This is a genomic window from Neorhizobium sp. JUb45 (genome assembly GCF_004343585.1).
Lineage (GTDB): Bacteria > Pseudomonadota > Alphaproteobacteria > Rhizobiales > Rhizobiaceae > Neorhizobium.
The window spans coordinates 11,013-33,615 of the sequence record NZ_SLYW01000001.1 but is presented as its reverse complement, the minus strand read 5'-3'; the positions used below and the strand labels follow the sequence as shown (position 1 = coordinate 33,615).

General features: G+C 59.3%; 7 protein-coding genes. 2 read left to right on the top strand and 5 right to left on the bottom strand.

The window, feature by feature from the left end:
* Window positions 1–53: 53 nt before the first annotated feature.
* Entirely contained in the window at window positions 54–944 is an 891-nt protein-coding gene (locus EDF70_RS00100; RefSeq protein ID WP_245518964.1) for a transglutaminase-like cysteine peptidase, read from the top strand.
* A gap of 79 nt (window positions 945–1,023) precedes the next feature.
* A complete protein-coding gene (locus EDF70_RS00095; RefSeq protein WP_132271233.1) occupies window positions 1,024–1,434 on the top strand; it encodes a hypothetical protein in 411 nt (136 codons plus the stop codon).
* Between the two features lie 41 nt (window positions 1,435–1,475).
* Here the strand turns inward: EDF70_RS00095 and EDF70_RS00090 are convergent, their stop codons facing one another.
* The 5 genes from EDF70_RS00090 to EDF70_RS00070 all read right to left on the bottom strand — a co-directional run bounded on the left by EDF70_RS00090 (window position 1,476) and on the right by EDF70_RS00070 (window position 22,341).
* A complete protein-coding gene (locus tag EDF70_RS00090; RefSeq protein ID WP_132271232.1) occupies window positions 1,476–2,135 on the bottom strand; it encodes a ribbon-helix-helix domain-containing protein in 660 nt (219 codons plus the stop codon).
* A gap of 10 nt (window positions 2,136–2,145) precedes the next feature.
* Window positions 2,146–3,438, bottom strand: coding sequence for an HlyD family type I secretion periplasmic adaptor subunit (locus EDF70_RS00085; RefSeq protein ID WP_132271231.1), 1,293 nt, complete (start codon window positions 3,436–3,438; stop codon window positions 2,146–2,148).
* Window positions 3,435–5,591: a type I secretion system permease/ATPase gene (locus tag EDF70_RS00080; protein WP_132271230.1), complete on the bottom strand. Its 2,157-nt coding sequence runs from the start codon at window positions 5,589–5,591 to the stop codon at window positions 3,435–3,437. The genes EDF70_RS00085 and EDF70_RS00080 overlap by 4 nt, the downstream gene beginning before the upstream one ends.
* Window positions 5,592–5,609: 18 nt before the next feature.
* Window positions 5,610–7,052 (bottom strand): TolC family outer membrane protein, encoded by a 1,443-nt coding sequence (locus EDF70_RS00075; RefSeq protein WP_245518963.1) that lies wholly within the window; start codon window positions 7,050–7,052, stop codon window positions 5,610–5,612.
* A 403-nt stretch (window positions 7,053–7,455) separates the two neighbouring features.
* Entirely contained in the window at window positions 7,456–22,341 is a 14,886-nt protein-coding gene (locus EDF70_RS00070) for a VCBS domain-containing protein (protein ID WP_132271229.1), read from the bottom strand.
* Between the last annotated feature and the right edge of the window lie 262 nt (window positions 22,342–22,603).

Here is a 22,603-nt window from a genome sequence, read left to right as displayed (position 1 = left end):
CTCATAACAATAATAAAAAAATGGCCTTTATTGCTTGCGCAATGGTGTCGACTTTGATCACATCGCAAGCTTATGCCGCAGATTCGCAAGTATCTCCGAAGACATTCCCGCCAATCTCCTTTCTGACGGAGAGCGCGCAAAATTACTTCCCGCAATCGCTTGCCGTCTTCGCCTCCGTGGCAAGGCTGACAACCGATTTCGCCTCCGCCATTGCCGCACAGAACACCGCAGCCGCAAAAATTCCGGCACCGGTCGATACTGCCCCGGTCATGCAGGTGGCGATCAAGCCGGCCAACCTTCCGGCACAAACCCGCAGCGGCCCGACTGCTGCCGCCTTCGAAACGGTTGCCGTTCCATTCAAACGCCTGGCGGCGCTGAAAAAGCTCAGCCCCTCGCTGGACGAGATGGAGAAGGGCACCGCCATCACCTGCCGCGGTAAGACCTGCGCACCGGCGCTCGCCACCATCCAGCAGGCAAGCGCGGCTCAAGGCTCACTGCGCGACAAGCTCAACGCCGTCAACGCCGCCGTCAACACGGCGATCACCTATCGCTCCGACATGGAAACCAATGGTGTTGCCGACCACTGGGCGACGCCAAGCGAGACGCTGTCCCGCGGCCAGGGCGATTGCGAGGATTTTGCCATCCTGAAAATGGCGGCCCTGCGCGCGGAAGGGTTCGATCCGGCGGCGATGAGCATCGTGGCACTGTTCGACCAGAAGCGCCGCCTCTATCACGCCGTCCTGTCGGTGGAAGTGTCCGGTCGCCACTTCATCCTCGACAATGTCCGCAATCAGGTTCTGCAGGACACCCAGCTGCCGGATTACGTGGCGCTCTATTCGATCCGCGATGGCAAGGGATTTCTGCACGGCTCGCAGCGCCAGAAGCAGATCGCCAGCGCCATCACCTCGATGGAAAAGATCGCGCCGGGCGCGGGCGTGAACTGATCAGCAAGACGCTATCCTTCCGGTCATTTACAGAGGGCGAGAAGGCAGTTATTCCATCCGGCGCTTGAGGTGACTATCGATGGTTCAGGTACTCTGGAAAATATTCGCAGTCATGACGATCGCTGCAACATTTGGTGGCATGGCCATAACGCAATCGGAGCCAGCTTCGTTCTGGAAATCTCTCAACACCACGATCACCATAATCTCTTGCGGCGCGATCTTTGGTTATGCTTTCAAAAAACAGCTGCTTCCGAAACAGTTTGCGACAGTATTTTCATGGATATTCAGCGCTTATGTCGTCTGGATAAGTGCGCAGTCAATCAGCAATCTATATTCATATTACGCCGAGGGAAAAGCCTCGGCCGCGATCGCCATAACGGCCTTTTCCTTCCTTGGAATCTTGAACTTTCTGGAATGGCTCGCTGTCTGGCGATACGGAAACAACCCCGATGTCCGCGCCTCTATGCAAGATATGGCAAAGCCAGAATAAACCCTCCGCCCTTTAGTTCGGGACACCATCGTGTTGCAAAATCAGAAGCGCGAGATATAGCCCACCAGCATCGGCTTTTCATGCGCCGGTGCCAGCGCCAGGTTGATCTGGCCGGTAATGCTCTGCTTGCCGCAGGAGATCGAAAAGCCGGTATTCAGCGTCTTGCCGCGCTTGGCCTGCAGCGTTTCCATGGCGTCGTCGATATGGGTATCGACAGAGAACTTGAGGGTCTTCATCAGCTGCGCGAATTCGTCGATCACCAGCCGCTGCCGCAGCATGGAGAGAAACGCCTCGTTGAACAGATGGATGCGCTTGTCGCGCGTCAGCACGACGGTGGGCGAAGGCGAGGCCTGTACCAGCGCATTGAGATTGTCCATCGAGGAAATGTCTTCCACCGAGGCCAGACGTCCGAGCGCCCATTTCAGGCTCATCACCCGCAAGAGCGAGGTCAGGTTGCCGGGCTGCGGCAATTGCACGGCGGTATATTCGACGAGATCACCGGTGGTGACCTTGCCCGCCGCCGACATGCGGCTCAGGCCTTCCCAGTATATCTGCTCCAGCCGGATACCCCGCCGCTCGCCATTGCGGGCAACGACGGCGCGAAAGCGCGGCTCCACCTCGGCCTGATCGATGATCGGCAGCGCGTCGCCGGCTGGCGAAAGGGCCGGCTCCAGCGATGGCGTCAGGTTACCGGATTTCATGCACCCTCCCTCAGCGTTCGCTCAGCGCTTCGGAGCGCGCGCGGTTGATCGGCTTCATCAGGTAGCTCAGCACGGTCTTGCGGCCGGTCATGATCTCGGCCGACGCAATCATGCCCGGAATGATCGGATAGGATTTGCCGTTGCGCTCCAGCTCGGACCTGTCGGTCTTCACCTGCACGACGTAATAGGTCTCACCCTTTTCCTTCTCGACGATACTGTCGGCGGACACATTGGTGACCTCGCCGTCCAGCCCGCCAAAAATGGCAAAGTCGTAAGCGGTGATCTTGACGATCGCTTTCTGGCCGCGACGCACGAAGGCGACGTCGCGCGGCGAGATGCGTGCCTCGATCAAAAGCGTATCGGCCGTCGGCACGATGCCGGCCACGACCCGGCCGGGATCGACATAGGCGCCGAGCGTATTGACTTCGAGCGTGTTGACGATGCCATCGACGGGTGAACGGATGTCGGTGCGCTTGACGCGATCGGACGCACCGCGAATGGTCTCGTCGATCACCGATTGTTCGGCCAGCGCCTGCGCCTTTTCGGTCAGCGCCTGCTGACGCAGCGCCAGTGCAATTTCGCCCACCTGCAGCCGCGCTTCCTCGATGGCGCCACGCAACCGGTCCATGCTTTCGCGATAGACTTTCAGCTGGCCCTGCTGATCGGTCAGCTGGCTTTCCACCTGCAGAAGCTGGGTCTGCGCCACCAGCCCCTTTTTGGCGAGCGGTCCATAAAGATCATGCTGGCGGTTGGAAGCGGCAATGTTCTGCACCAGACGGTCGATATTGGCATCCGCCTCGCTCATCTCGTTCTGGCGCTGCTTCATGCGCTCCTGCAACACGCCGAGCTTGTTTTCATAAGCCGCCTTGTTGGCCGAAAACAGCCGCGTCTCGTTTTCGCAGACACTCTGCGCAACGGCCATCACCTCCGGCGGGCACTTGTAATCGTGGCTGTAATCGCCCCGTTCCTCAAGCTCGAGGCGCTTGATCTTGGCGCCCAGCGCCCGCGCCTTGGCAACCACTTCGCCCAGCGTCGATTCCGTCGTGGTATTGTTGAGCTGCACGATCAGGTCGCCCTTGCGCACGATCTGGCCCAGCTTGACGGCGATGTCCTGCACGACGCCGGCTTCCGACGACTGCACGATCTGCGTCTTCGAGACGGGAATGACCTTGCCTTCGCCGCGGGCGATCTCGTCGATCTCGGCCAATGCCGCCCAGGCCACGAAGGCGACGATGCAGCCGCCAACCAGCAGAACGAGGATGCGCGCGAAAAATGGCGGGTTGTCGTGCACCTGGTTGTTCACTGCGACGCCCCCTTGCGCTGCATCGCGGCGATCACCGAGGCCTTTGGCCCATCAGCGACGATACGGCCCTTGTCGACGACCACGAGGCGATCGACCAGATCCAGCATGCTGAACCGGTGTGTGGCGATGATCAGTGTCGTTTCGCGGCTGAAGGCGGTCGAAAGACGGTTCAGCAGATGCCGTTCGCTGGCCAGATCCATCGCGCCCGACGGTTCGTCGAGGAACACGATCTTTGGCTTCGTCAACAGCAGCCGGGCAATCGTCAGCGCCTGTTTCTGGCCGCTCGAAAGATTGCTGCCGCGCTCGCCCACCGGCATGTCGAAACCGCGCGGATGGTTGGCGACGAACTCCTCGACGCCGGTCATCTTCGCGACCTCGAGCAACTCGTCGTCCCTCGCGTCCGGCCGGCCGATCAGCAGGTTTTCCTTCACCGTGCCGGAAAACAGATCGGACGACTGGCCGGCAATGGCAACGGCCGAGCGCACTTCCGCCATGTGATACTGGCGGATATCGACACCATCGATCAGTACCCGGCCTTCGGACGGCAGATAGAGGCCGTCGAGCAGACGCCCGATCGTGGTCTTGCCCGAACCGATGCGGCCGATGATCCCCACCCGCTCACCCGGAGCAACCGTGATCGACAGCTTGTTGATGACGCCGTAATCCGAGCCCGGATAGGCAAACGACACGTCCTGGAAGGAAAAGCCGCCATGCTTGATCTGGCGGTTGACGAAACCGACGGTCGACGGCCGGTCCTCCGGCTGTTCCATCACCTTGTCGAGAATGCGCAGCGACATCATTGCCTGGCGGAAGCGGGCAAGCGCCATGGCGATCTGACCGAGCGGCGCACCGGCGCGGCTCGACAGCATCACGGTGGCGATGATCGCACCCATGGCCAGCCGCCCCTCGGAAAACTCGTAGGTGCCGGCGATGACGATCAGCACGGCAACCATCTGCTGCACGAAGGCCGTGTAGTTCACCGCATTCGAGGAGACCTGCTTGATATCCTCGCTGGTGCGGCTGGAAAGCTTCATCAGCTCCTGCCAGCGGCGCAGCATGCCGGATTCAGCGCGCAGGCTTTTCACCGTCTCGATTGTCGAAATCGTTTCGATCAGCAGCGCCTGGCGGCGCGAGGCCTCATTGGTGGCGGCCGCCATCTTCTGGCCGATCTTGGCCTGTGCATGCAGGCCGATCAGCACGGAGAGAATGAGCGCCACTGCCGGAATGACGACGAGCCAGCCGGCAATCAGATAGATGACGATCAGAAAAATGAACACGAAGGCCGTGTCGATCATCAGGCCGACCGTGTTCGACGTGAAGAACTCACGCACGAATTCGTATTGCGTCACCCGGTTGGCATATTCGCCGGTAGACAGCGGCCGCGATGCCATGGTCGAGTTCAGAACCTTGTCGAAGATCATCTGCGACAGCCGTAGGTCGGCATTGCGCCCCGCATGGTCGATCAATGCAGAACGGGCGGTTTTCAGAAGAAGATCGAAAGTATAGGCAAGCGTTATACCGACAGCCAGAACCCAGAGCGTCGGAAATGCCTTGTTGGGCAATACCCGGTCATAGACGTTCATAGTGAAAAGCGGCGATGCCAGCGCAATCACGTTGATGAAGAACGCCGCCATGATGACGCGCAGATAGGTGCGCCAGTAAGGAACCAGCGCCCGCACCAGCCAGTGCCGCTTTTCGATTTCGGCAGCCGTGCCGACAAGGCTGTCTTCCGACGCATTCTGGTAGAACAGCGTGAAGGCGAACCCGAACTTTGGCCGCAGCGCCGCGATGTCCTGAAAACTGAAGATCGTTTCCGGGCCGGCATTGGCGGCGACATCGGTCACATAATGACCGGCCTCGTTGATCTCCAAAAGCGGCAGAACGCCGCCACTTTCGAAAACGAGGATGGCGGGACAATCGAAATTGCCTTCGCGGCAATCGCGCTCACCATGGCGGATGACGTCGAGACCGATGCGATGCGCAAGGTGTTCGACATCATCGGCTTCCAGCGATTCCACGATCTCGTCGGGAATGCCGGAATAGAGCACGACATCCGAGGCCGGACGACCATAGAAGGTCGCCACGGAGCGGAACGCCGTCTTGAAGGTCTTCAACTCCATCGTATCTGATGTGTCGACCCTGACGTTGAGCATTTTTCTGGCCGATCGGCTTTAGCGGACCGGCGCCAGCAGATCCAACGGCATGCCAGCCTTCTGACGGGACTCGATTTTGGCATAACCGGGATCAACAGCGCCGCCGCCCGGGACAACGAACTCTTTCCGGGCATAGGCCTCAACCTGGGCTACAGGCTTGAGGCTCATGGCATTCAGCAGGCTGCCGGAGGCAGCCAGGATCTTGTATTCGGCAAACAGTGCCGCAAACCGCGCGGTTTCGGCCAGAATGCCGGTGTTGAAGCGGGTGTTCTGCGCATCGAGCACGTCGAGCAGCGAACGCTGGTTCACCTTGAACTGCTCACGATAGGACGACACGAGGCTGGCATTGGTGGACGACTGGCGGCCGAGAATGGCGGAGATTTCGCCACGGCTCTTGCGTTCGTTCCAGGCGGAACGCACCGACTCCTCGACTTCGCGATGGGCATAGGCCAGCGCATAACGCTGCTCGCTGGCGCGGCGGATCTGTTCCTGTTCGCGCGCCTTGTCGATACCGCCGCGATAGAGGTTCCAGCGTGCCACGACACGCACCGACAGGTCGTTGGTATTGCCGTCGTCGCCGTTGATATCGTCGCCGACCTGGGCAACGCCCTGCATGTCGACCTTCGGCAGATAATTGGCGCGGGCGCCACGAACGCCGGCATCGGCCGCATCCACATCCGCATTGGCGGCATGAACGCCCGGATTGTTCTGCTGGGCAACGAGGATCGCGTCGTTGACGGTCTTCGGAATATAGCGGGCCAGCGAAGCCGGCATCTTGACATTGGCGCCGATCGGCTCGCCGACCGTCTTGAGGAAACGGATCTTGGTCGCTTCCAGCTCTTCCTGGGCTTCGCGCAGGCGGGCTTTTGCCGCTTCCATGCGCTCGCGGCCCTGCAAGCGGTCGGCATCCGTCAGCGCGCCGCCGCGGATGCTTTCGGAAATATCACCGACCAGCGCCGTGTGAACGGAAACGTTCTGCTGCGCGATGCCGACGATCTTGGTCTGCAGGATGTATTCGAGATAATCCTGCGTGGCCTGCAAGGCCAGCGATTCCGAACGCTCCAATACGCGGAACGAGGCACCATCGACACGCGAGGCCTGCTGCTCCACCTGCGAGCGACGGCTGCCGCCATCGAACAGTGTCTGGGTGATTGTCAGGCTGGTATCGCCCGGAGAATAGACGTCGTGATCGCGCGTCAGCGTGCCGGACGAGCTATTGGAAAGACGGCGACGACCGACGCCCGCTTCAAGATCCACCGACGGCAGGTAGAGACCGCGTGCCTGACGAAGCTCGAATTCCACGGCCTCGCGGTTTTCCACGGCCTGCATGATCTGCGGGTTTGTCTTGAGAGTCTTTCCAACCGCTTCTTCGAGGCTCATGGCGAAGGACGGTGAAACGAATGCGGCCATCATTGCTGCACTTGCACCGAGAGATGCAATTATTCTTTTATGATTGCTCACCTGAAGTCCCCTACCCTGAATTCCCATTGTGAAAATTCTTATAGAGAGCGCGGATCGAATGGAAGTACTTACCCATAAGATTAGATGGCTTTAGAGAACTTGGTAAATTTCAGAAAATACAGGAAAGACCCAATAATGATAAATCTACAACTATGATTCAAAAGGATAATTGGCGAATTTTAACAACACAACAACTCAACTAAACTTTTTTTGGTAGAGAAAACCGCAGAGATTCATTCCGGATGTGGCAAGGCAACAACAACGCCAAATACATCACTTGATCACAATGAGAATCACTCGGATTCATTGCCGGCGAGCAAATAATGAAAATTAGCAATTAATAAAACAAACAGAAAGAGGCGCTCGTGGCGCCTCCTTCCTATTTTGCCAACGGATCAGCCCATCAATGATGGGAAACGTCGATCGTGTGCTTGTCATCGAACAGGATCTTGACGGCTTCCGTATGGTTCTGCAGCACGGCCACATCCTTCCAGCTGTCGTCCACATGCACGCTGACCGTCATGTCATTGCCGGCAATGGTGGTCTTGATGCTGGCAGCCACGCTCTCTGCCGTCACCGGCGTATCGCCCAGCATGCTGTCGAGCAGCTTGGAGACATCGAGCACATCGCCTTCACCAGCCTTGTAGTCGGTGACCACATCGGCCATGTCGAGCGACTGCAAAGCGGCCGGATCGAGCACGAACGTATCGGCACCCGCGCCGCCGGTGAACTGGGTGAAGCCGGGGCCTCCCACCAGAATATCATCACCGTCACCACCGATCGCCAAGTGATCCGGCTGTCCACCGAACAGCGTATCGAAGCCAACCTCGAGGAAATCGCCGTTGGAACCATCGGCCAGGGTAAAGTGCCCCTGCGAAAGCACCACCTGCCCGTCTTCGGTCGCCTCGGTCGAGGTCGTGTCGAGCGAAATGCTCTTGATCGAATGGTCGAGAAGACCGCTCAACTCGCCATCGTCGCTGACACCGTTATGGTTGGCATCGACCCAGATGGAGAGTTTCGAGAAGGCATCGTCCTCGGCATCGATCTTGCCATCACCATTGCTGTCGAGCGTGGCAAGGGCAGCGATACCGCTGGCATGACCACCACCATTGAAGCTCGGCGTGAAAACTTCCGAACCGTTATCGATTTTGCCATTGCCGTCGAGGTCGTAGGCAAGGATGCCGTCTGCCGAAGTCCAGGCAACCTGATCCTTGTGACCATCGGCATTGATGTCGAACGAGACACCGGTGTCGAGTGAGGAGAAGGCAAAACCGTTATGGTCTAGGTCGAGGATGATGGGGTCGACACCCGACACCCAGCTGCCGCTACCGATGTTGTGGTCCGCATTGCCATAGTAAACGTTGACGGCGGCTACACCGGCGGCTCCGACGAGACGATAGGCCTCGACATAACTATTGCCGCCGCCATTGGTGTCGAGCTTGACCACGAGGTCGCCGTTCTCGACAACGACCCGCACAGAACCGTTCAATGGAGCATTGGCAGCAAGCAGTGCCGAAACATCCAGACGTTCACCGCTCTGGTAATCGGTGATCCGGTCCGCATTGGCTTCCGAAGGTGCCACGCCGGACTGCCAGCGGAAGGTGTCCAGTCCACCCCCACCCGACAGAATGTCCTTGCCGGCACCGCCGATCAGGATATCGGCAGCGGAACTGCCCAGAAGAATGTCGTCGCCGGCATAACCGTTGAGAGTAATACCGCCATCCGAAGCGATCGCGATGGTCTGCACCGTCATCGTCTGGTTGGAAGGCGCGGTTGCGGCAGTAACGCTGGAAGACGCAGTCTCATACGTCTGCTGTCCAAGATAGGCCCGCCCGCTCGCACTGGTAAGCGTTGGCCCCGAGATGGTGAAGGTGTTGCTATTGCTGTTGTAACTCACGTCATATGCCGTGATGCCCGCAGCGAGGTTTGTAGCCGCCCTGTCGAAGGTGTTGTTGGTGTTGCCATTACCCTGGATGACGTAGGCTGTTCCATTGAGGGTAAGAGACAGCGTTGTGTTCGATGCCCAATACACGTTTCCGCTGAAATCGACCGTAGCCGTGCCTTCGGTGCCGACATCGTTCGAGTTATCGACCGAGGCAGCCACCACAAACGCATTGGCGGCACCGTCATTACCGGAAAGCGTCACGGTATTTCCGGTCAGATCGGCCGGCCACGAAACGCCCTTCGCCGTCAGGCTGTTCGCAAGAGAAACACTCTGGAACGTCTTCGATTTCAGCGCATCGTAAACCGCTTCAGGAGACGTTCCGCCATTCACGACCGTATGCGAATACGTCTTTCCATCAACCGTGATCGATACGACATCGCCGATATCGTATTTGCTGGCGAAAGTGATGGTCGTTTCTTGACCTGTCGGCTTCGCGACCGCGACCAGAATATTATTCTGGGCATTGCCATCGAGATCGCCGCTCGTATCCTGCGTCACCGAGACATTCGCAGCAGCAGAAGATAGCTGACCGTCGAAGGCACGATACGTGAAGCTGCCGCCGGCATTGCCGGTATCGGTCACTGTCACATTGCCGGAAGACAACTGCGCGCTGACACCGCTGGTCGTGGAGATGGAACCGACACTGAGCGATGAACTATCGACATCCGTATCGTTGTTGAGCAGAGACCAGCCGGCCACAGTGAACGCATTACCGACACCGGCATTTGTAAAGATGGCGTCACTGGCGGCCACCGGCGCTTCGTTGACATTTGTCACGGCGATCGTGAACGTCTGCGATGCGGTCAGATTGCCGTCGGATGCGCGCACCGTGATCTGGTGAGACGTGGCACTTTCGTAATCCAGCCTCGAGCCGTCCGCCACGGTCACGACACCGGTCGTGGCATTGATGGCAAAGCGGCCGCCCGCGCTGTCCGTCAGGCTGTAGGTAACTGCGCCACCGCTGACATCCATCGAACTTGCGGTAATACCCACCAGGGTACCATTCTGCGCGTTTTCCTCGACGCTGTTCGCGCTACCATTGCCATCCACCGGCAGCGTCGGCGCGACATTGGTCACCGCGATTGTAAATGTCTGCGTCGTGAAGGCGCCACTGGTATCCGCCGCCTTCACCGTGATCTGGTGCGATTGCGCGCTCTCATAGTTCAGGCTGGCACCGTTTGCCACTGTCACCACGCCGGTCGCGGCATTGATCGCGAAGCGACCACCGGCAGTGTCCGTCAGCGAATAGGTGAGAACATCGCCATCGACGTCGGTGCCGCGGGCGCTGATACCGACGACAGTGCCGTTCGCGGCACCTTCGGCAACGGTGTTTGCAGCAGCATTCGTGTCGCTGATCGCCGTCGGCGCGTCATTGACCCCATTCAACGTCACCACGACATTCTGTGTCGTGATGCCGCCATGACCGTCGTTGACGGTCACGACATAGGTCTGCTGCAACGCTTGTCCCCCGGCCAGGAACTGAAGATCGGCATTGCTGGCGACGAAGTTCCACGACACAGAGCCGCTGCCATTGGCCTCGTTGACCGATCCCAGCGTGAATGCGCCGACATAACCGATCCCACCGCCGAGCGCGGCAAAGCTGACGGTGTGGCTGTCGGTTGCTTCGACATCCGCGAAGGACACGACACCATTGGCCGTCTGGTTCTGCGGAACGACCGACCCGGTGCCGGCGACGCTGATGTCGTCAACATAGAAAAAGCTCGGTGCATTCTGGAAGTTGAACTGCAGCACAGTCGATGCTGCGGTCGCGGTGAATTGATAGCTGAATTGCGTGTACTCGAAACCCTGAGCATCGACAGAATGCGCAAGCTCGACGCCGCCGACCTTCAGAGCAAACTCGTTGTCATTACCGCTCAGTTTCATCCAGAAGGACAGGCTGTAGCTCATCCCTGCAATTGTCTGAATCGTCTGACTCATGCTCGGGAAACCCGAAGTTGGGCCCGTTTCGAGCGCCCAGTTTCCGCTGTGAACGGACGACTGATTGCCGGTGGTGCCTGTCCAATTTGCGGCCCCCCACGTCCATCCCGCCAAAGTGCCGGTCTCGAAGCCGCCATTGACGACCAGTTCACCGGTCGAGAAGGCGATAGACGCATCTTCCGTGACGCCGCCATTGGTGGCCGTGACGACGGGCGCATCGTTGATCGGCGTAACATTGATCGTGAAGTCGCGCCCGACGGTCACCAGACCATCGGAAACGTCCAGTCGTGCATCGAGCGGGCCGTTGACGTTCAATCCCGGCTGGAAGCTGAAGCCACCCTGCGGGATAGAGCCACCGGTGAATTGGGACACCAACTGGTTGCCGACATAGACCTTGAACACAAGATCTGCCTTCGGCGTATCGAAATCCGATACCGACCCGTCGATGTAACCCTGGATCACATCACGGCTGACAACCCACGGCGTATCTTCATCGATGACGAATGTCGCGATTTCTCCCAGCACCGGCGCATCGTTGGTGCCGGTGATATTAATGACAACAGCAGTCTCAGTTCCATCAGCCGACTTTACCGTAAACGTTTCGCTATAGGTTTTTTCAGCTTTGAACTCGTTGTGCGCAGACGCAGCGGAATAGGTCCAGACACCATTCTCGGTGATGGAGAATTTGCCGTACTGACCGGCAACATCGGTCTGCACGACAAATTTTGCGACGCTGTCGACATCGCTGACAGTCAGCTGACCGCTGGTGCTGATGGCCGCAGCGGTATTGCCTTCGGTCAGGGAAACCGTCGCCGATGACAGCACGGCCGCATCATTGGTTCCGGTGACATTGATGGTCAGGGATGCCGTCGATGTCGCGCCATGGAAATCCTTGATCGTGTAGGAAAACACGTCCTTGCCAATGACACCCTGCGCCAGTGCCTGCGTGTCGGCGTCGGCATTGTTCAGTTCGTAGCGATAATCACCATTCGCCCGCACGATGAGCGTGCCGTAGATGCCAGCGATGGCTATCGCACGAACGCCGGAAAAATCCTTGTCGCCGACACTGACCAGTGTCCTGGTATCGACGCTCGTGCCGTTCAGGTTGGTATTGCCGTCCGTATCGTCACCGGTCAGCGAACCGCTGGCTGTCGCGGTACCGGGAGTGGCATTGTTGACGCCACCCGCTTCGACCACCGAACCGGTATTATCCACGGCGATAGGCGCCACATTCACCAGCTTGTCGACAGCAACCGTATAAACGGCCGCCGTGCCATTGCCGGTGAAAGCGAATTGTTCGACGCTCTCGGACGTCGCGATAACCGTGCCGCCCTTCGATACGCTGTAGACGCCATCCGCGAGCGTGAAGACGTAATCGGTCCACAGGCCCGACAGCTTTATCGTATCGCTGCCGCCATTGCCGGCGATTTCCACCTTGGTGCCCACCAGGCCCGTCAGGTCGATCACATCGTCGCCGGAGCCACCGTTGATGACGACGGTCGTCGGCATGATCGCCGTCCCCGTCAGGTCACCGACACTGACCGTATCGCCGGCAGTGCCAAGGTTGAACACCACCCGCTCGATCTCGTCGGCGCGTACAGAGCCGCCGTCATAGCTTACCAGAATGTCGGCCTTGTTTTCCGATGCGGGCGCGATCTCGCTACCGCCCGACACCTTGCCGAGAGTGAACTCGGTTCTCGAGGCTCCGCCATTGATCGTCAGCACATCATAATCAGGATTGCTGGTACCGGTCTCGCTGCCGCCATCGACGATATCGTTGCCGTCACCGACAGTGTGGATGAACGTGTCGTTGCCGTCTTCGCCATAAAGCGTGTCGTTGCCGCCATTGCCCTCGATATAATCGTTGCCGCCACCACCGAAGATGGTGTCGTCGCCGGCATCCCGATCCGGATCGCCGTCATCCTCGCCGTACAGCCAGTCGCCGTCATTGCCACCAAAAATCAGGTCGCTGCCGCCGCCGCCCTTGGCGGTGCCTCCGCCATTGCCGAGGATGAGAATGTCGTCGCCGGCACCACCGCCCAGCCAGTCGCCCACATTGTCGTCACCACCGATCAGGAGGTCGTTGCCGGCCCCGCCGATCAACGTGTCGGATCCGGCTCCGCCGATCAGGATATTGGCGCCATCATCGCCGACCAGAATGTCGTTGCCGGCGCCGCCGGTCAGGTTTTCGATGCCGTTCAACGTGTCTGTGCCGACAGCCGTTCCGCCGTTCGCACGATCGGTCGCCGTTCCGGGCGCAATCGATGCCGGCCAGTCGGGATTGGTGTTGCCGATATTGGCAAAGACACCGGTCGTCACATCGGAATAGTCGGCAGTGTCACCGCCCTTGGCAGAGGCGATGATCGACGCAGCCGCATTGGAGGCAACAGTCCGGTTGAAGCTGACAGCCGAATTTGTACCGCCAACCAGTGTGTCGTTGCCACGGCCACCACGCAGCGTGTCATCGCCGTTGCCGCCATCGAGACGATCGTCTCCAAGACCGCCGATCAGCGTGTCGTTGCCGTCTTCGCCGTAAAGCGTGTCGTTGCCGGCGCCACCCTCGATCCAGTCACCGCCTTCGCCGCCCTTGATGACATTGTCGCCATCGCTGCCGTTGATGATGTCGGCAAATTTGGAGCCGGTCACGTTCTCGACGCTGTAAAGCTTGTCGTTATCGACCGTGTCGGCAGCAACAGCCGCTGATACGGATGCATAACCGGCATTCGCTGCCGTGCGCGACGTTGCCCAACCCGAACCGAGCTGTACGTATATCCCTTCGGCATTGCCGGAATAATCGACGGTATCGGTTCCATTGCCGCCGTAGATCTTGTTCTTGCCCGCGCCGCCAACCAGCGTGTCGTCACCATCATCGCCGTAAAGCAGATCGTCGCCGGCGCCACCGTCGATATAATCGTCGTCGCCACCGCCATAAATCGTGTCATTGCCGGCATTGCCGTAGAGCTTGTCCTTGCCCCAGTCGCCGTTGATGCGGTCATTGCCATCGCCACCATAAATGGTGTCCGCGCCGTTGCCGCCGCTGATGAAATCATCGCCGCCGAGGCCGGAGATCAAGTCATCGCCGTCTTCGCCATAAAGGTCGTCGCCCTTGTCGGAACCACCGATGACATCCTTGCCAGCACCGCCCTGAATGGTGATCTTGCCACCATCAGCCACCGTGTTGGCGGCCAGAAGAATGACGTCATCGCCATTCGTTCCGACGATTTTCTCGACGCCGGAAATATAGTCGGGAGCCGAGCGATAGTCGGCCACGAAACCGGCCTTGTCACCGCGTTGCAATTCGATCGTATCATTGCCGGAACCGCCGATCACCTTGTCCGACGTGCCGGCCAGACCCTCGATGCTGACTTCTTGCAGCACGCCGTTGATCTCGATGAAACGTTTGCCCGAACCGGTAACGTCGGCACGCAGGATGAACGTATCATCACCCGCGCCGCCATCGAGAACATCGGCACCGAGGCCGCCGTCGAGATAGTCGTTACCGGCATTGCCAGTCAGCGTATTGGCCTCGCTGCCGCCAATCAGGATATCATTGCCCGAACCGCCCTTGGCATCATTGACGCCCACCATGCCATCGATACCGACGACCTTTGCCGTGACCGATGCCAGATCCGTCGCCGTATCACCGGCAACGGCCTTCCCGTCGAACACGACCTGAGATGAAGACAGGTTGACGATGACGCCGGTGGTCAGCTTCGAATAATCGATCGAACCGATCTCGCCCGCAGCATCGACCTTGACGGTGAAGTTTGCCGTCGCCCTGTCACCATCGGCGTCCGTGGCGACCGCCTGGAAGGTCAGCGCCAGATATTGCTCGCCATTGGTCGGCGAAACATGATCGAGCGGCTGAAGCAGGTTGAACGTATAGGCACCGGTCGCGACATTGACTGCGACGGTGAAGACCACCACGCTGTTCGTGTCATATGTCTGCGTTCCCGTGAAGCCGGTCAGCACCCCGTTGACCATCGCCAGACGGATCTCGGCGCCGTTGGAGGTGATCTTGTCGAGAACGGTGCCGGCCTGCGTCTTGGCATTGATCATGCCGCCGACGGTCAGCGTCTTCAGCGAACCGATATCGCTCTTCCAGTCGATACCGAGGCTTTCGGTTTTCGTCTTGTCACCATCCTCGAACACGGTGGAATTCACCGGTGCCAGAGACGACGCCGTGTCGGTCACGGTGATGTTGAGCTTGCCGGACAGCGCGACGGTGTCGCCGTCGCCATCGGAAACGGTCACCGCAGTGGAAAGGTCCAGCGTCAGTGTGGTCCCGCCAACCGAAGAGAAAGGTGGCTTGTTTTCGATCTTGACGGCGGGGGTATTCGCGACACCCTGGAGATCGAATTCCATACCATTGGCGACCTTGCCGACATTGATATAAACGGATTTGTCGCTGGCGATCGACAGATCGTATTCGCTGCCGCCATTTGTATTGTAAAGCGTCCAGTTGACGGCGTTGCGTCCGTCATTGGTGACCCGAATGATCACGTCGCCATCGTCCGTGCGGCCGATATAGGTGAGACGCGGTCCGGAGACCTCGTTGACAGTGACCCTTTCACCCGCATCGTTGATCGAATTGGCAGCAATCGGCTGGCGGTCAATGGTGTAAGTCTTATTGTGGTCGATCGGGCCCTGCTGCTCGAACGTGTAAGCGCCAGTCGTGGCATCGACCTTGAAGGTGAAGATCGCCGCCGCACCAGCCTTAGCATAAAGCGTATCGCCGACGACGCTGTAGGTGATGGCGACGCCGTTCGATGTCAGCGAGGTCAGCGACGAGGACAACCTGTCCATCTCGACAGTATATGTGCCGGGGCCGTCGGCACCGAACTTCACCAGGTTTGCCAGGTTGCCCACCGCCGTCGGGAAGGCGGCATCGGCATCGCTGAGACCAGCCTCGTTCATTGACTGGCTAATGCTCTGGCCGGATGCTACCGGGACGTCATCGATGATGCGAACGTTGAACTGGCCGGTAACGGTATCGCCGTCGCCGTCCGTCGCCGTGAATTTGACGCCGATATTCAGCGTGTTTTCGCCATTGTCGCCCGGACCGTGGAACGTGTTTTCCAGCAGCGTGAACGTATACCGGCCGTCAGCAGCAACGGTGATCTTCCACGCGCCGCCTTCATCCGTGAGCGTGCTGTCAGCTTTGCTCCAGATCGCATTGGCGGCTTCCAGCTTATATGTGCCACCATCTGCACCAAAGGAGACATTAAGATCGCCGGAGGTGCTAAGGTTTTCCGGCCGCGTGTCATTACCATTTGGCCGCAGGTCGTCTTCGTCCAGCGTCAGGTTGGTCGTCGGCCTTTCAGCCTGGATCGGGCTGTCATCGATGACGTTGACGGCAAAATTGCCGGTGACCTTGTCGCCATCACCGTCACGGGCCGTGTAGGTGAAAGTGAAACTCAATACGTCCTCGTTGGACGCACCAGAATCCTTGACCGGGTGGTCGAGCACGCCTTTCAGCTCGAACGCATAGGAACCCTTGTCCAGATCCGACAGCGTCACGATGAAGATCGTCTTGCCTCCGGCCGTCGCCGTCAGCTTGGTGCCGTTATCGGTCAGCGTATAAGTCAGGCTCTGGCCGCCGGATGTCAGGTCCTTGAGCGCGATGACGTTATCACCGCTTTTAACTGTCAGGAACTGGGCGACGTCCGCGGCCGCGACCGGCGTGATTGCGGCAGCGCTCGAACGCAGCGGTGTTGCAATGTCTCTGGTGAACTCGAACACGATCGAACGGTCACCGGCAACCTGCGTGCCGTTATACCCGCCGTTTCTGTTCTTGTTGCCGTCGTCGCTACCCCATTTGATGTTCAGCGATGCGCCGGCCTCGTCGGTAATCGGGCGGAAGCCGTTGGCAACCACGCCGTCCCATTCGACACCGACAGGGCTGAGGTCCTCGTTACCGCCACGAAGTGCCTCTTCCTCGACATAGCGATCGCCGGCATTGCCGGCGATCGGCACGTCGTCCATGACGCTGACGGTGAACGTATTGGCCGCCGTATCGCCGTCGGAATCCGTCGCCGTATAGCCGAAGGTCAATGTCAGCACGTTCTCGCCGCCACCGACGGCATGATCGAGCGGCTGAACCAGCGTGAAGGAATAGGATCCCACACCATCGTCCGACAGGGTCACACGGAAGACGATATTGTTAGCCGATGGCCTGTTGCCGGTATGGCCGATCAACTCGCCATTGACGAGCGTTGTCGTCACGGCCAGACCATGCGAGGTCAGTGCCGTACCGGTCGCATTCCAGACCTGCACATCCTTGGTCGTGAAGGTGACCGAACGATTGCCTGGGCCGGAAGTGATCGTTTCGACATCCGCCCGATCCGCACCCCATTCGATATTGAGCAGGACATTCTCGACCTTGGCGGAAAGGTTGGGTTCAGCTTCGTTATTGCCGCGGTTGACCGCCTCATCCTCAACGATCGAGGACGTGCCGGTGTATGCAACCGGGCTGTCGTCGATGACTTTGACAGTAAAATCGTTGACGGCGATATCGCCGTCGCCATCACGGGCCGTGAACTTGAAGGTGAAGGACAGGACATCCTCATTGGCCGCACCCGATCCCTTGATGGGATGGTCGAGAACGCCATCGAGGTCAAAGCTGTAGGAGCCGCTACCGGTATCCGACAGCTTGACCGTGAACACGACATCACCGTTCGCAGTGCCTGCACGGGCTGTCAGCGTCGTGCCGTTATCCGACAGCGTGAACACCAGTGCCTTACCGGCCGAGGTCAGCGTCGAAAGATCGAGCGTGTTGTTGCCGCTCTTGACCGTCAGGAATTGGCCCGCAGCCTGCGCCGTGATGATCGTTGCCGCAACGCTGTTCGAGGTAGCGAACACGACCGACCGGTCGCCGGCCACCTGCGTGCCGGTGAAACCGCCGTCGACGCTGGCATTGCCATCATCACCGCCCCAGGCGATGTTGAGCGGACCACCTGCCTTGTCGGTGGTCAGGTTCCGGTGCCCGACGAAAGGATAGTTCCCGTCAGCATCGGGCGCGATCACGCCCGGCACGTCATCCTCGTTGCCGCCGAAAAGTTCTTCTTCCTCGACATAACGGTCGAGGATCGTGCCGATCGCGATCGGCGTATCATCGATAACACGGACATCGAAGCTGGCTGCGTCCGTCACATCACCATCGCTATCGGTTGCCGTGAACCCGAAGCTCAGCACAAGGCTATCTTCACCCTGCACGGAACCCTGATGATCAAGCGTGTTGAACAGCGTGAATGTGTAAGAACCGTCGCCGCGATCGGACAGCGTGACCGAGAATACGATATTCGCGGAATTTGCATTGGATGGCGGCGCAGTCGGCGCGACCGTTCCGGTATAATAGGCAACCAGAGTCGGCTGGCCGCCGACGGTGATGGTCGTGTAGCTTATCGCCTTGCCGTCCGATGTCAGGTTCTGCGCCTTCAGAGCCTCGATACCGGCCGTTGTGAACGCAACCGAACGATCGCCCGGCTGCCCGTCCGTGTCATTGGCACTGTCGGCACCCCAGTAGATCGCCAGCGTGCCGGTCGCAACATGGGTCGTCGCGTCATCGCGACGGGTGTCCTGATCCCCCTCGCCATCACGGTCCTCATTACCGATTCCGGCAACCTGCTGCTGCTCTTCTTCGACCGTGCCATCAGCGTAAGGCGTACCGATCGTCGCGACATCATCGGCGACGGAAACGATGAACTGGCCGGTAATGGCGTCGCCATCCGAATCCGTGGCCTTGTAATCGAAAGTCAGGGACAAGGAATCCGCACCATTGCCCTTGTCATGGTCGAGCGGCTGAAACAGTTCGAACTTGTAGGAACCGGTGTCGTCGTCTGAGAGCGTCACCGTAAAGACGATCGCCTCCTGAGGTGTTCCCTTGCCAACATAGGCGGTCAGAGTGGCACCGGAGAAAGAGGTCGTGACCTCTCTGCCGAGCGAGGTCAAAGCCGCACCGTGATAGGCACCGGCAACAGTCACTCCCGCACCGTCGAACACGACGGAGCGGTTGCCCGGACCCGACGTGATGTCTTCGTTATCGGCGGCATCCGAACCCCAGCGAATGTTCAACTCGCCTTCCGCGATGGCTGCCGACTCTGGTCCGCCATCCAGCCCATCATCGCTGGCGGAGCCCGGAACTTCCTCGCCGCGAACAGGCGCATCGTCGTTGACATTTACAGAGAAGCGTCCATCGGCACTGTCACCATCGGAATCCGTTGCCCGGAAATCGAAGCTCAGTTCGATATCATCCTCGGAACCGGCTGTGGCATGATCGATCGCCTTGAGCAGGGTGAACGTGTATTCGCCCGTTTTAACCGTATCGTCGAGCGTTACCGTAAAGACCCAGCTTTTCTCTTCCAGCGGATCGGCACCGGTAAAGCCCACCAGTGTCGGCACGCCCTCGATTTCAGTCGCGTAATAGAAAACCGCCTGCCCTGCGGCGGTCAGCGGAGCCGTACCGACCATAACGCTTCTGTAAACCGGTTCGCCTTCCTCGCCGTTGGTCTGGGCACCATAACCGATGAAGGACAACGAGCGCTGTGCGTCACCGGTGTTGTTATCGTCCGCGCCCCAGGAAACGCCGAGCGAACCGATAACGGAACCGGCGCCGGTGATACGGCCACCAGCACCTTCGTTCGGCTCGTAAGTATCGCCGGCATTGCCTTTGAGACCCGGAACATCTTCCTCGTCAATATCCGTCGTCTCCGGCGTACCGATGACCGGGACGTCGTCCACCACCGTCACAGTGAAGGAGGAACCGCCGACATCCCCATCGGAATCGCGGGCGGTGAAGTCGAAACGGATGCCGAAGGAATCGTCACCCAGACGCGGTGTGTGGTCGAGATTGCCCTGCAGTTCGAACGTGAAGGAACCGTTCTCGCCTTCATCGGAAAGCCTGACGGTGAACACGGCTTCGCCCGTGGCGCTGCCCTTGTGAGCGGTCAGCACCGCACCATTGTCGGAAAGCACGTAGACAAGGTCGATACCGTCGGACGTCAGACCCTGATCATAGAGGCCATCGAGATCGTCGTCCGTGAAACCGACGCCACGATCATTCGTACCGTCTTCGCTCAGGCCGGCATTGCCCTGCGCATTGCCGTCGTCGGCGCCCCAGTGAATGCCGAGGCTGCCACCGGTGGTCGTATTTTCCGAGGATACGGCCAGAAGCCGCAACGGAATGATATCGTCATCGCTCGGACCGCCCTCTTCAGGGTTTTCGTTCGTCGGTTCGCCCTCATCGACATCGCCCGTAAGCTTGTCTTCCGAGATCGTCACGCCTTCCTGTGGATCGAAAAATGTCAGCGTGTCGTCCGCAACACGCACGGTAAAGCTGCTGGAGGCGCTGTCACCGTCCGAATCCGTCGCGGTATAACCAAATGTCAGGCTCAGCGAGGCTTCGCCGGTCGCGCCGTTACCGGCCGCATGATCGAGCGGCTTGACCAGTGTGAAGGAATAGCTGCCATTGCCGGCATCCGACAGCGTCGCATAAAAGACGACGTTACCGGCATCGATCGACGATGGCGCAGCACCGGTATACCCAACCAGTGTACCGTTGGTGAGCACGATCGTGCTGACAGCAGCGCCAAGCGATGTGAGGCCGGCGCCATAGGCACCCACAGCCGTCATTGTCGCATCGGTAAAGGCAACAGAGCGGTCATTGCTGCCGCCGATATTGGCATTGTCCGAACCCCAGCTGATGTTCAGCGAGTCGCCGGATGTGGCCGAAAGATTGTCGTCCGTCTCGTTATTGCCGTCTTCCGTTTCAGGATCTCCATCGACGACAGCTTCGTCCTCGACAGTCGCTTCCGCACCGACATTGGCGATCGGTGCATCATCGACGATGCCGACCGTGAAGCTGTTACCAGCGCTATCGCCGTCGGAATCTGTCGCGGTGTAATTGAAGGTCAGCGTCAACGTGTTCTGGCCATTACCGGCAGCATGGTCGAGCGGCTTGACCACCGTGAAGGAATAGGAACCGCTGGCGGCATCGGACAGCGTGGCGTGGAAAACCACGCTGGCGTCTGTTACGGCGCCGGGAACAGTGGTGCCGGTATAGCCGATCAAGGTGCCGTTGACGACCGCAGTGCTGACGGTTGCGCCGAGCGATGTCAGCCCCGCGCCATAGGCGTTGGATGCGCTGACATTCGCATTTGTGAAGGTGACCGTCCGGTCGTTGGTGCCACCGGCATTGGCGGAATCCGCGCCCCAGTCGATGTTCAGCGAGATGCCGGTCACGGATGCCGTCGAGGTGACGCTGTCGACATTGCCGCCGGACAGTGCTTCGTCGTGCACGACGGAAGCATTGCCGGTGATGGCGGTCGGGCCGTCATCGGCGATGTTTATGGTGAAGGAGCCTTCAACCGCCGGGCCGTCCTTGTCCTGAACCGAATAGGTGAACGGCAGGCTGAGCACGTCTGCGGCGCCGATATTGCCGATGCCCGAATGATCGAGCGGCTGCATCAATGTGAAGGTGAATGCACCGGTCTTGACGTCCGTCACGACCAGCGTGAACACGGTCACGCCATTTTCCGCCGTGCCGGTCAGTGTCACCACCGGTTCAGCCGATGTGCCGCCGGTGACCAGCGTTGTGCTGACCAGCAGGCCGCCGGACCGCAGGACATAGGGCAAGGCCGATGCACTGTCTGCAAGTGCGACCGAGACGACGATACCGAACTGGTTACCCTGAGTGAAATTCAGCTGGCCTTGGAGAATGACGGTTTCGAATGCGCCGTCGGCCGTCGTTGCTTCGGCGGCACCCAGCTGGAACGTCGTGCCTGATGTTGTCGGCTGATCCTCGCCGGTCTCGTTCTCGTTGGCCAGAGCAGCGTCATCAAAGGATGTGTCGCCGAGAAGATCGGCAAGCTGGATAGGACCATTCTGGCTTGCGTTGATCGAATCCTCGAAATTGCCGCCCGAGCTGCCCGGCGCCGAACTTGCGGAATAGGATCCGTCGGGACCGGCCGCCACGTTGATGCCGTTGCCTTCCAGCGCCGCAATGAAGGTCTGCTGCGGCAGCTCGACATCGCCCAGAAGAATGGTCGGCACCTTTGTCGCGCCATTGACGATGACGATCTCGGTGCCATCCGCCTGGACGAGAACGAGATTTGCACCCTCGATGCGGATGTCGTCGATGGAAACAGTTGCTGCCAGCCGCACGATATTGGCGGCATCCGGGGTAACCTGCGTGACGGGAGGCGTGACACCCGTCGGCTGCGTCGCCGGCGCCGCGGGCACTGTCGGAAGGCGCTCACCCGTCGGGGTCGCCTGTGCAAGCTCCACTCCGGGGCCCGCCTCGCTTCCATCGTTTTGCGACAGCGCAATCTCCTCGGCGAGGTCGGAACGGAAGTGGTCGGCAGCAGTCTCTTCGGTTGCGGCAGATACGCGCAGATCTTCGATGGACATGGATGAACCCCCAGAATGAATTTGGGACAAGGAGCGCCAATGCCGTCAGAAACGCAATATTTCGTTAACCTTTGGGATATACTCGGTTATGCGGGTGCATCTGTTTATTTAAAGACAGTTAATTTCGCCGGGAAAAATGCTGCCGAAAACCGTTATTGCTTAACGCAACGGTAAGAACGGCAACAGGCGGGCAATCATCCGATGTGCCGACGACAAAAACTTCACGATGTCTTGTGAAAACGCCCAGCGATCGGTTCAATTC

Excerpts from the sequence above, each read along its gene's own strand:
- EDF70_RS00090 (WP_132271232.1), bottom strand. The coding sequence starts at position 2,135 with ATGAAATCCGGTAACCTGACGCCATCGCTGGAGCCGGCCCTTTCGCCA.
- EDF70_RS00095 (WP_132271233.1), top strand. The coding sequence starts at position 1,024 with ATGGTTCAGGTACTCTGGAAAATATTCGCAGTCATGACGATCGCTGCA.
- EDF70_RS00080 (WP_132271230.1), bottom strand. The coding sequence starts at position 5,591 with ATGCTCAACGTCAGGGTCGACACATCAGATACGATGGAGTTGAAGACC.
- EDF70_RS00070 (WP_132271229.1), bottom strand. The coding sequence starts at position 22,341 with ATGTCCATCGAAGATCTGCGCGTATCTGCCGCAACCGAAGAGACTGCT.